General features: G+C 65.8%; 8 protein-coding genes. 5 read left to right on the top strand and 3 right to left on the bottom strand.

Annotated elements, in window-relative coordinates:
• The coding region (locus tag FHS74_RS03010) for a beta strand repeat-containing protein (protein ID WP_184797232.1) at window positions 1-2,833 on the top strand (2,833 nt) is incomplete at its 5' end.
• Between the two features lie 754 nt (window positions 2,834-3,587).
• Here the strand turns inward: FHS74_RS03010 and fusA are convergent.
• Entirely contained in the window at window positions 3,588-5,729 is a 2,142-nt protein-coding gene (fusA, locus tag FHS74_RS03005) for an elongation factor G (RefSeq protein ID WP_184797231.1), read from the bottom strand.
• 375 nt (window positions 5,730-6,104) lie between these two features.
• On the opposite strand from fusA, the gene FHS74_RS03000 reads away from it, so the two are divergent.
• Together FHS74_RS03000 and FHS74_RS02995 are read left to right on the top strand one after the other, a co-directional pair.
• Window positions 6,105-6,491, top strand: coding sequence for a response regulator (locus FHS74_RS03000; protein WP_184797230.1), 387 nt, complete (start codon window positions 6,105-6,107; stop codon window positions 6,489-6,491).
• Window positions 6,492-6,493: 2 nt separating this feature from the next.
• Window positions 6,494-8,143 carry a diguanylate cyclase gene (locus tag FHS74_RS02995; RefSeq protein WP_184797229.1) on the top strand — a complete coding sequence of 550 codons (1,650 nt, stop codon included), beginning with the start codon at window positions 6,494-6,496 and terminating at the stop codon, window positions 8,141-8,143.
• Between the two features lie 3 nt (window positions 8,144-8,146).
• Here the strand turns inward: FHS74_RS02995 and FHS74_RS02990 are convergent, their stop codons facing one another.
• The gene (locus FHS74_RS02990; RefSeq protein ID WP_184797228.1) at window positions 8,147-8,341 is read right to left on the bottom strand and encodes a hypothetical protein; all 195 of its coding nucleotides are present in this window, start codon (window positions 8,339-8,341) and stop codon (window positions 8,147-8,149) included.
• Between the two features lie 113 nt (window positions 8,342-8,454).
• On the bottom strand, window positions 8,455-9,222 hold the full coding sequence (gene surE, locus FHS74_RS02985) for a 5'/3'-nucleotidase SurE (RefSeq protein WP_184797227.1): 768 nt from the start codon (window positions 9,220-9,222) through the stop codon (window positions 8,455-8,457).
• Between the two features lie 127 nt (window positions 9,223-9,349).
• Here surE and FHS74_RS02980 point away from each other — a divergent pair, with 127 nt between their 5' ends.
• Together FHS74_RS02980 and FHS74_RS02975 are read left to right on the top strand one after the other, a co-directional pair.
• Window positions 9,350-9,688 (top strand): DUF1491 family protein, encoded by a 339-nt coding sequence (locus tag FHS74_RS02980; protein WP_184797226.1) that lies wholly within the window; start codon window positions 9,350-9,352, stop codon window positions 9,686-9,688.
• Between the two features lie 184 nt (window positions 9,689-9,872).
• Window positions 9,873-11,555, top strand: a complete 1,683-nt coding sequence (locus FHS74_RS02975) for a methyl-accepting chemotaxis protein (RefSeq protein WP_184797224.1) — start codon at window positions 9,873-9,875, stop codon at window positions 11,553-11,555.
• The last annotated feature ends 29 nt before the right edge of the window (window positions 11,556-11,584 follow it).

Genomic DNA, 11,584 nt, shown 5'->3' with positions numbered 1-11,584 from the left:
GGACAATCTGTCGGCGCTTGGCAGCGCCCAAATCAACAAGCTGTCCAGCACCCAGGTCCAGGCCCTGACCTCGGACCAGCTGAACACGCTGACCACGGATGACGTGCGGGAGTTCACCTCAAGCCAGCTGTCGGCCCTGACCACCGATCAGTTGTCCAACCTGGCGTCGGGCAACCTATCGGCCCTGACCAGCACGCAGATCAAGGGCCTGGGTGGAGCCCAGGTGCAGTCCTTGACCAGCGGCCAGTTGAACGCCTTGAGCACTGGGGACCTGCGCGAGTTCACCTCGGCGCAAATCGGCGCGTTGACCACGGACCAGGTGTCCACGCTGGGCACCGTCAATTTCTCCGCCCTGTCGACCGCGCAGCTGGCCGGCCTCACCACCGATCAGGCAGCCGCCGTGACCACCAGCCAGGTCGGGTCGCTGAGCACCCTGCAGGTGGCGAAACTCAGCACCGCCCAGGTCCAGGCCCTGACCAGCGATCAGCTGAACGCGCTGAACACCGACGACGTGCGTGCCCTGACCACCGCCCAGGTCCAGGCGCTAACGACGTCCCAGCTGTCCACCCTGGCGTCGGCCAATCTTTCGGCGCTCGGCAGCGCGCAGATCGTCCGCCTTTCCAGCAACCAAGTGCAAGCGCTGACCAGCGACCAGCTGAACGCGCTGAGCACGGCCGACGTGCGGGAGTTCACCTCCACCCAGCTGTCCAGCCTGACGACCGACCAGCTGTCGGCGCTTGTCACCGCCAATTTCTCCGCCCTGTCGACCACCCAACTGGCGGGCCTGAGCGGAACCCAGATCACGGCACTGACCACGGACCAAACCTCCGCCCTGGGCACCGGGCAGGTGGCGAAACTGTCGACCACCCAGGTCCAGGCATTGACCAGCGACCAGCTGAACACGCTGACATCGGCCGAGATCCAGGCGCTGACCACGGTGCAGCTGGCGGCCCTGACCACCAGCCAGTTGACCCAACTGGGTACCAGCGCGCTGGCGGCGCTGACCACCCTGCAGGTCGCGAGGCTGTCCACCACCCAGGTCTCGCTGCTGAACACCGATCAGCTGAACGCGCTCAATACCGACGACATCCGGGCGCTGAGCAGCGCGCAACTGCAAGCGCTCGGCACCGATCAGCTATCGGCGCTCAACACCGCCGCCACCGCCGCCCTGACCAGCGCCCAGGTGGCCAAACTGACCACCGACCAGGCGCACGCGCTGACCAGCGACCAGCTGAACGCCTTGAACACTTTGGATATCCGCTCGCTGACCTCGGCCCAGCTGGCGGTGCTGACCAGTGATCAGTTGTCCGCCCTTGGCTCTGATAACCTGTCGGCGCTGTCCAGCGCTCAGATCGGCACCCTTTCCAGCGGCCAGGTGGGGTCGTTGACCAGCGACCAGCTGAACGCCCTGACCACGGCCGACATGCGCGAGTTCACCTCGGCGCAGCTGGGAACGCTGAGCACGGAGCAGATCTCGACGCTGGTCACCGCCAATTTGGCCGCGCTGACGACGACGCAGCTGGCCGGCCTGGGCACGGCCCAAGTGGCGGCGCTGACCACCGATCAGGTGGCCGGCCTGACCACCGCCCAAGTGGCGAAACTGTCCACGGCGCAGGTCCAGGTGCTGAACAGCGATCAGCTGAACGCCCTGACCACCGCCAATATCCGGACGCTGAGCACCACCCAGCTGTCGGTCCTCGGCACCGCCCAGCTGTCGGCGCTGACCACGGACAACACCGCGGCCCTGACCACCACGCAAGTGGCAAAGCTGAGCACCGCCCAAGTCCGGGCGCTGACCACAGACCAGCTGAACGCGCTCAACACCGCGGACGCCCGTGCCCTGACCACCGGTCAGGTCGCGGCACTCAGCACCACTCAGGTGGCCGCCTTGGGCACCGTCAGCATCGCGGCGCTGACCACGGCCCAAGTGACGACACTCGGTACGGACCAGGTGGCGGCGTTGACCTCCGACCAGCTGAACGCCCTGACCACGACCAACGTCCGCGCCCTGACAACGGCTCAGGTGAGCACGCTCAGCACCGACCAACTGTCCATGCTGGTCAGCACCAACTTGGCCGCGCTGAGCACCGCGCAGCTGAACGTGCTGACCACCAGCGAAGTGGGCGTGCTGACCACCGACCAGGTGTCGGGGCTGACCACAGCCCAGGTGGCGGGGTTCAGCACGGCGCAAATACAGGCGCTGAGCAGCGACCAGTTGAACGCCCTGACCTCAACCGCCGTCCGCGCGCTGACCAGCGTCCAGCTGGCCGCCCTGTCAACGGCGCTGGTGACCTCGCTCAGCACCGACGCCGTTGCGGCACTGACCACCGCCCAGGTTTCCAGGTTAACCACCGATCAGGTGCGGACGCTGAGCAGCGACCAGTTGAACGCCCTGCCCTCAGCCGATGTGCGCGCCCTGACCACCGCCCAGATCCAGGCCCTCGCCACAGCGCAGCTTGACGGACTGTCCACCGATACCGTGCAACGGCTGGCCACCAACCAGGTGACGGCGCTGACCACCAGCCAGCTGGTGAGCTTGAGCACCGGCACCCTGTCGGCCTTGACCAGTGCGCAAGTTGCACGTCTGTCAACAAGCCAAGTGCGGGCCCTGACCACCAGTCAAGTGCAGGCCCTGACCACCGACGACGTGCGGGAGCTCACCACCACCCAGGTGGCGGCGCTGACCACCGCCCAGGCCGCGGCGCTAACCACCGGTCAGCTTTCCACAATGGGGCATACCCTGGCGGTGGCCATCACCGCCACCCAGATCGGGGTCTTTACCACCGACCAGATGAATGCCTGGCTGAACAGCTTCCTGAGCGCGTCCAATTAGTGCCGGACGCTACCGCGCTTGACAGCAGCGGGCGGCAATCGCCGCCGATGCCAGGCGATGATGAGTTTCACCCATCGCGGCCTGACAAAACTGGTCAAGACGCATTAAAAGTGGCTGTCGTGTACGGCATAACATTAATATTGCCGCCAACCAGATCGTAAAGCACAGCGTTCCCCAAGAGGAATTGGATGCCAGTGTTGATGTATCCGGCGGGATCATTGTTCGACGGCCCTGGCGCCACGTTGACCCCGTCATAGGGAGCGCCCGGGTACGTTACCATTGTTGATCTGAGCCGCCGTCGCTGTAAGTGATTTGACGTGCGACGGCGGATCGCTCATCGCGGTTCCCGGGTGCACGGTGGTAACCGCCCCGGTATCAAAGCAAATTCCAACGCCATCATAAGGGAGCGCGCCTCAGCAGCCTCCCCACCTCCGTCGCCGGACGGACCTGAAAGCCGCCCGCGCCCTTGACCACCAGGGGCACACCGGCCAGAGGACCATTTTGCGGGAGCGTCTGCCGGGCCATTGGGGCTGTCCCAGCGAGGCAACGGCCTGGCGGAACTGGGTGGTCCGTTCCACTGCATGACGCCAAACCGGCCGAGCTGGCGGCTGGCGCCGGCCTCCACCCGCGAGAACGCGCCTATGCTGGGCGTACCAATGAAAACGGCCGCCCCTGGGGGCGGCCGTTCCATGTACTCAATCGTCTAATCCAGGCACTCAATCGCCTGGCGAACCGGGCCCGAAAGAAATCAGGCTCAAGCGGCCTTGCCGCTCTTCGCCACGATTTCGTCGGCCACGTTCTTCGGCACCGGCTCGTAGTGCGAGAACTCCATGGTGTAGGAGCCACGACCCGAGGTCATGCCGCGCAGCTGACCGATGTAACCGAACATTTCGGACAGCGGCACGTGGGATTCGACGGCGATGTTGTGGCCACGCTCAAGCTGGCCCAGCACCGTGCCGCGACGACGGTTGATGTCGCCGATCACATCACCCAGGTAGTCATCGGGAACCACGACCTCGACCTTCATCACCGGCTCCAGCAGGATCGGACCAGCGGTCCGGATGCCTTCGCGGAAGCAAGCCTTGGAGGCGATTTCGAACGTCAGGGCGTTCGAGTCCACTTCGTGGTACTTGCCGTCCAGCAGGGTGGCTTCGAAGTCCACGGTCGGGTAGCCGGCCAGGACGCCGTCTTCCTTCTGAACGGTCAGGCCCTTTTCCACCGACGGGACGTATTCGCGCGGCACGGTGCCGCCGACGACCTTGTCGGTGAACTTGAAGCCCTCGCCGCGCTCCTTCGGCTCGAAGCGGATCTTCACTTCGGCGAACTGGCCCGAACCACCGGTCTGCTTCTTGTGGGTGTAGGTGTATTCGACGGTCTTGGTGATCGTCTCACGATAGGCCACCTGCGGACGGCCCATCACGCCTTCCACGCCGAACTCCGTGCGCATACGGTCGAGCGTCACTTCCAGGTGCAGCTCGCCCATGCCGCGCAGCAGGGTCTGGCCGGTGTCGCGGTCCGTTTCCAGACGCAGCGACGGATCCGCGCGGACCATCTTGCCCAGGGCGGCGCCGAACTTGTCCTGGTCGATACGGTTCTTCGGCTCCACCGACACGCTGATGACGGGGTCGGGGAAGCGCATGCGCTCCAGCACCACCGGGGCGGTGGGGTCGGACAGGGTGTCACCGGTATCCGTCTCGGCCAGCGAGACGAAGGCCACGATGTCGCCCGCGCGCGCCTCGTCCAGGTCGTTCGCTTCCTTGGCGAACATTTCCACGATACGGCCGATGCGCTCACGCTTGCCGCGGGTGGTGTTCAGGAGCGAGGTGCCCTTGGAGACAACGCCGGAGTAGACGCGCACGAAGGTCAGGGCGCCGTACTTGTCGTTGATGACCTTGAAGGCCAGGCCGGAGAAGGGCTCGTCGTCCGACGACAGACGCTCGCCGTTCGGGTTGCCGTCCGGGTCCACGGTCTTGATCGCCTCGACTTCGGTCGGCGACGGCAGGTACCAGATCACCGCGTCCAGCAGCTGCTGCACGCCCTTGTTCTTGTACGAGGAACCGCAGAGAACCGGGGTGAAGACGGCCTGGAGGGTGCCCTTGCGCAGGCATTCCTTCAGCACGGCGGCCGACGGCTCCTCGCCGCTCTCCAGATACTGCTCCATGGCGGCATCGTCGAGCATCAGGCAGGTGTCGATCAGCTCGGCGCGGTACTCGGCGACCTTGCCCAGCAGCTCACGGTCATAGGCGTTGGTGATCTTCAGCTTGTCGGCCAGGTCGTCGGTGACGTCCCAGACTTCCCACTGGCTGTCCTTTTCCTCGGAGAACCAGACGTAAGCCTTCATCTCGACGAGGTCGATCATGCCACGGAAGTTGTCTTCCGAGCCCAGCGGCAACTGGATGATGGCCGGGGTGGCACCCAGGCGCTTGCGGATCATGTCCACGCAGCGGCCGAAGCTGGCGCCCGAACGGTCCATCTTGTTGACGTAGCACATGCGCGGAACGTTGTAGTTGTCCGCCAAGCGCCAGTTGGTCTCGGTCTGCGGCTCCACACCGGCCACACCGTCGAACACCACCACCGCACCGTCGAGCACGCGCAGGGAGCGGTTCACCTCGATGGTGAAGTCCACGTGGCCTGGGGTGTCGATCAGGTTGATCTTCTTGTTCTTCCAGAAGCAGGACACGGCCGCGGACTGGATGGTGATGCCGCGCTTCTGTTCCTGTTCCAGATAGTCGGTCGTGGTCGACGACTTCAGGTCCTTGGTGTCATGGATGTCGACGATCGTGTGCTTGCGACCCGTGTAGTACAGGATGCGCTCGGTGGTCGTCGTCTTGCCGGCATCGACGTGGGCGATGATGCCGATGTTGCGAATATCGTCCAGCGGTGTGCTGCGGGGCATAAGGGGGCTCCGTCGTCCAACGTCCGGTGCAAAGATATGAAGCCGGCGCGGGGGAAGTTCAAAAACGAGCGCGGGCCCGAAGGGACCCGCACGAAAAAAACCGGGGGGTCGACGGCACGCCGCTTTACCTCCCGGGCGGCCGGATATCTAGCGCGTTCCGCCACGTTTTCCAAGGGCTCATGCGGCATGTCACCCCTGAGCAGGGGAGATTTCGACGCATGGCGGCCCTTTCGGCCAAAGGGACCGCCGCGCGGGCCGGGGTCCACCATAAGGGCGCAGCCCGACTCCATTTGCGCGCGCCCTTGCCCACAGTTACCCTGTTACATCATTAATACCGAGGACGGCGCCCCTTCCCGCTCAGAATCCCGAGGCAGCATGGCCGAAGCACTGAACCGCATCCTCTATGTTGATGACGAGCCCGACATCCGTGCCATCGTGGAACTCAGCCTGCGCCATGTCGGCGGCTTCGACGTGCGGATGGCGGAATCCGGCGCCCGGGCGCTCGAACTCCTGGAGGACTGGACGCCGCAGCTTGTCCTGCTGGACGCCATGATGCCGGTCATGGACGGTCCCGCCACCTTGGCCGCCCTGCGCCAGCGCCCTGCCCTGGGGGCCATTCCCGTCGCGTTCATGACCGCCAAGTCGCAGCCATCGGACGTGGCGTGGTTCAAGTCGCTGGGTGCCGTGGGGGTCCTCGCGAAGCCCTTCGATCCCATGGGCCTACCCGACACCGTGCGCGAGCTATGGAACGGCATCGGCTAGACATGAGCACCGACACCTTCTCCGATATGCCGTCGACGGCATCCCTACCCGAGGAGTTGCTGGCGCGGGTGCGGAAGATCCGCCAGGACTTCACGGCCGGCCTGCCCGATCGCCTGGCGCAGATACGCCAGGCCGCGAAGGCGGTCACCGATCCGGACACTGACGCCACCCAGCGCGCGCGCATGGAAATGGCGCGCATGGCCCATGCCCTGGCGGGGTCTGGCGCCACGTTCGGCCTGCCGGAACTCACTGTAGCCGCCCGGGCGCTGGAAGGGGTGGTGAACCAACCGGGGGGCATCCCCCCCACCGCCCTGTGGGAGGCCATCGCCGGACTGGAGCGGTCGGTGACCGCCGCCGCCCCCCCCGCCCCGGTCGAATCCCTGCCCACCGCCCCAACCCCCGCCCCGCACGGCACGTTGCGCACCGTCTATCTGATGAGGGGGCATGGCGAGGAGGCTGGCGACCTGGGTGAGATCCTGGCCGCCTACGGCTATGAGATGACCATCTTCCAGGACGCCGCGGGGCTGGCGGCGGCGGCGGGCCGATCGGCGCCGGAAGCGGTGATCCTGGATGTGAACCCACATGACATGGCGCCGGGCTCCGCCCAACTGGCCGACGCCAGGGGCCGCAAGATACCGACCATCGCGCTTTCGTCGGCCACGGGCTTTGCCGCCCGCCTGGCGGCGGCGCGGGCCGGCTGCGACGCCTATGTCGTGAAGCCGCCCGACGCCAACGCCCTGGTTGATCATCTGGATCGCCTGACGGAGCGCGAACCGGACCAGCCGTTGCGCATCCTGATCGTGGACGACGACGCCACCCTGGGCGCCTATTATGAGACGGCGCTGCAGTCGGCCGGCATGCACACCCGGCTGGTGACCGATCCATTACAGGCGGTGGAGGCCTTGTACGACCACAACGCCGACCTCATGGTCACCGACCTGATCATGCCCCAATGCACGGGTTTCGAGCTGGCGTCGGTCTTGCGCCAGTATGACGCCCTGCTGGCCCTGCCCATCGTCTTCCTCACGGCGGACCTGGACGCGGAAACGCAGCGCTACGCCGTGCGCACGGGCGTCGACGCCTATCTGACCAAGCCGGTCGACCTGGGCGACCTGGCCGAAACCGTGCGCGCCCGCGCCCGCCGGGCCCGCCAGTTGAAGGCGCTGATGGTACGCGATGGCCTGACCGGCGCCTACAATCACCCCATGATCCAGGATCTGCTGGCGGCGGAGGTCGCGCGCGCTCAACGCGACGGGACGAACCTGTCCTTCGCCATGCTGGATATCGACCATTTCAAGAAAGTCAACGACAGCTATGGCCACAGTGCCGGCGATCGCGTGATCAAGGGGCTGTCCCGACTGCTGCAACAACGGCTGCGGCGCACCGACATGATCGGACGCTATGGCGGCGAGGAATTCGCCGTCTTGATGCCCCACACCAATGCCAAGGACGCGGCGGAACGGCTGGACCTGTTGCGCCAGCAGTTCAGCGAAATCCCCTACGTCCACGGCGACACCCAGTTCCAGGTGACGTTCTCCGGCGGCGTGGTGGGGTTGAGGCCCGGACTGGACGCCAAGGCCCTGAACCTGGCGGCCGACGCGGCGCTCTACCGCGCCAAGAACGCCGGCCGCAATCGCATCGAGCTGGGGTGACCGTCAGCGGACGGGTGCCGTGACCACCTTGGCCGTGGTGCTGACCGCCGTGCCGGCCACATCCGCCGCCGCGCCCACGGCCGTGCCGGCGGCATCGACCACCACGCACCCGCTCAGGGCGCCCAGCGCCAGCCCCACGGCCAGCACGGTCTTGCCCACCCGGCAAATCTTTCCCTGGAAAACCGATACCCCCGTCATGGCGGAACCCCTTGGCTTGCCTGGCCCTCACAGGGACCTGGGCGTACATGGGGACCGGCCGCCGGCCCCCTTAGCCTTATACGAAAGCAAGGGGCGGGCCAGGGTGGTCTCTGTCAGGCTATGCCTTCCGGGGCAGTCATGTCGAAACCGATGGGGGTGATGGATATCAGGCCGTGCTTCAGGGCGCCGGCGTCGGTGTCCGGGCCCAGGATGGGCATATGGCGGCGGAAGGACATCCAGTAGTAATTGCCACCGCGCAGATCGGTGCGGGCCTCGACATCGATGCGATCCAGCGTGCCCCGGCTCTGCCGCGTCACCACGACGTCGCCGACATCGGCCGCGTCCAGATCGGGGAAGTTGACGTTCAGCACGGCGTTGCCGGCCACGCGCAGGCCGAGCGCATGATCCAGCGCCCGGGGCAGCAAGGCCCGGGTCGTGTCCCAGCGCACATGCGTCCGGTCGGTGACGACCTGGCTGAAGGCGATGGCGGGGACACCCAGCAGGCGGGCGGTCAGAGCGGCCGCCACGGTGCCGGAATAAGGCACCTCGTCCCCGACATTGGCGCCTCGGTTGACACCGGACAGTACCAAATCCGGGGCTGAGTCCTTCAGCAGGTGGCGCAGGCCAAAGATGGCGCAGTCACTGGGCGTTCCGGTCACGGCGTAGCGGCGGGGCCCCCGCTCCTCCACCCGCAAGGGCGCCATCAGGGTCACGGCGCGGGACATGCCGCTCTGGTCCTTTTCCGGCGCCACCACCCAGACCTCGTCCGCGATCTCCGCCGCCAGTTCCGCCAGCAGGGCCAGACCCGGGGCGTTGATGCCATCGTCGTTGGTGAGGAGGACGCGACCGAAACGGCGGGCCGGAAGGGCGGATTGCGGCATGGGACTGGCCTCAAGGAAAGTGGGAACCTATAGATACCGGCGCACCTTCCCGGGGCAGGACGCGGATGGCAAGCCGCAATCCCCCGCTTGAAGACTTTTCCCGGCCGATTTTTCAGGAGCTTGGCCCATGTCCGACGACCGGCTGTCCACCGCCCTCTGGGTCCAGCTGCACCTGCGCCGCTGCGCCGCCGACAGCATCCCCGTCTACGTCCTGCGCAAGGGCGAGGCGGAGAGCGGACTGATCCTGCTGAAGGTGGTCATCCCCTTCCAAGGCGCCAAGGTCTACACCCAGAGCCGCGACATGGCCGGCAATCTCGGCTGGTTCCCCGGCCTGAACGGCGCCCAGGTGCCGGAATCCGAAGCCGACGCCTTCATCGAGCGCGCCACCCGCCGCGACCCCGACCTGTGGGTGATCGAGGTGGAGAGCCGCGATGGCAGCCATCCGTTCGAAGGGAAGGTTATCTGAATTTTTTGGTCACAAAAATATTAGCAGGTTAACTGCTCTCTCCAATCAGCGACTTTTCTAATATTAATAGACATTGTACGACCCTATCCTTATTTTAAAAATGCCTCACCCTCATTTATCCTTGAAATCCTCCGTTATCGCGCCTTAATCCCTTTGTATGGCAAGTCCAGAAAGGGAGGTTGGAATGCCGAAATCTGTCGGCGTCAGATGGAAAATCCTGGTCGCCGTGCTTCTGCCCATGGCCGCGATGATGATCATTGCGATCTTGAGCACTTTCCATGAGCGGGCCCTGATGCTTGATGGCCGTAAGGAACAGATGGTGCGACAGGTTGAGGCGGCGACGAGCCTTCTGGCCCATTATCACGACCTGGCGGGACAGGGGAAATTGACGGACGCGGAAGCCCTGGAACGGGCCGAGGCGGACATTCGCGCCATCCGCTTCGCCAACGGCAACTACGTTTTCGTCTATACCGATACCGGCACCGCCCTGGTCGTCGGACCGCAACCCCAGATGGAAGGCAAGGACCAGAGCAACCGGACGGACCCCAACGGCGTTCCCTTCATCCGACTGTTCATGGAGGCCGCGCGGGCCGGCGGCGGCGACGTCGCGTATTCTTTCCCCCGCAAGCAGGGCGACCCCGCCGTGGCGAAGCTGGCCTCGATCCGGCCGTACACTCCCTGGAAGCTGGTGGTCGGCGCCGGCGTCTACATCGATGACATCGATGAATTGTTTCACCAGCGGCTGATGACCTACGGCATCGGACTGGCGGCGGTCAGTCTGGCCATCCTGGCGCTGTCGCTGTATTTGGTGCGCACCATCACCCATCCGCTGGCAGCGATCACCGATGCCATGGTCCGACTGACCCATGGGGATCGGGATATCACCATCACCTATGCCACCCGGGGGGATGAGATCGGCAAATTGGCCCAGGCGCTCACCGTCTTTCGTGACAGTCTGCGCGAACTGGATCGGAAGGAAGAGGAAAGACGCGAGGCTGAAGACCGGGCCGCCGAGGCGCGGAAAGGCGAGCGGCTGGCCATCGCCGACACCTTTGAGCAAAGCGTGATGGGCCTGATCCAACGCAGCGCGGATGCCGCCGGCGAAATCCACCAGACGACGGAAACCATGAGCGCCGTGGCGGACAAGGCCAGCGTCCAGGCCCACGACGCCGCCACGGCGGCCAACCAGGCCAGCGGCAACGTGCAGACGGTCGCCGCCGCGTCGGAAGAACTGTACACGTCGATCAGCGAGATCAGCCGGCAGGTGGCGGAGGCGGCCCGCGTCTCCATCGAGGCGGCGCAACAGACCGACAAGGTCAACACCATGATGGTCAGTCTGTCACAGTCGGCGGTGCGGATCGGGGAGGTGGTCCAGTTGGTCGCCGGCATCGCCAGCCAGACCAACCTGCTGGCCTTGAACGCCACCATCGAGGCCGCCCGGGCCGGCGAGGCCGGCAAAGGGTTCGCCGTGGTCGCCAGCGAAGTGAAGAGCCTGGCGACCCAGACCGGCCGAGCCACGGAAGAGATCACCGCCCAGGTCGCCGGCGTGCAGCAGGAGACGGCGGAGGCCGTCGCCGCGATCCGCGCCGTCAGCACCGTCATCGACCAGATTCGCGACATCTCGTCCGGCATCGCCGCCGCCGTGGAGGAACAGGGGGCGGCGACGCGGGAAATCGCCCGCAACGTCACCGAGGCGGCCAGCGAGACACAGGAAATGACGGCCAACATCGGCGGTTTGACCGAAGCGGCCGCCACAACGGGGGCCGTCGCGCAGAAGCTGTTGTCGGCATCCAGCGAACTGGCCCGCAACGCTGAACGCATGCGGGGCGATGTGGACCACTTCCTGCGCGGCGTTCGCGCTGGCTGAAGGCGGAGGCCACCCAGGCCGCTCCGGAC

It is taken from the genome of Nitrospirillum iridis (assembly GCF_014205765.1).
Classification (GTDB): domain Bacteria; phylum Pseudomonadota; class Alphaproteobacteria; order Azospirillales; family Azospirillaceae; genus Nitrospirillum; species Nitrospirillum iridis.
Note: the sequence above shows the minus strand (reverse complement) of the source record. Positions and strands in the feature narration are given on the sequence as shown.

Bases quoted from the DNA above. Each gene is read 5' to 3' on its own strand.
- fusA (WP_184797231.1), bottom strand. From the start codon at position 5,729: ATGCCCCGCAGCACACCGCTGGACGATATTCGCAACATCGGCATCATC.
- FHS74_RS03000 (WP_184797230.1), top strand. From the start codon at position 6,105: ATGGCCGAAGCACTGAACCGCATCCTCTATGTTGATGACGAGCCCGAC.
- FHS74_RS02995 (WP_184797229.1), top strand. From the start codon at position 6,494: ATGAGCACCGACACCTTCTCCGATATGCCGTCGACGGCATCCCTACCC.
- FHS74_RS02990 (WP_184797228.1), bottom strand. From the start codon at position 8,341: ATGACGGGGGTATCGGTTTTCCAGGGAAAGATTTGCCGGGTGGGCAAG.
- surE (WP_184797227.1), bottom strand. From the start codon at position 9,222: ATGCCGCAATCCGCCCTTCCGGCCCGCCGTTTCGGTCGCGTCCTCCTC.
- FHS74_RS02980 (WP_184797226.1), top strand. From the start codon at position 9,350: ATGTCCGACGACCGGCTGTCCACCGCCCTCTGGGTCCAGCTGCACCTG.
- FHS74_RS02975 (WP_184797224.1), top strand. From the start codon at position 9,873: ATGCCGAAATCTGTCGGCGTCAGATGGAAAATCCTGGTCGCCGTGCTT.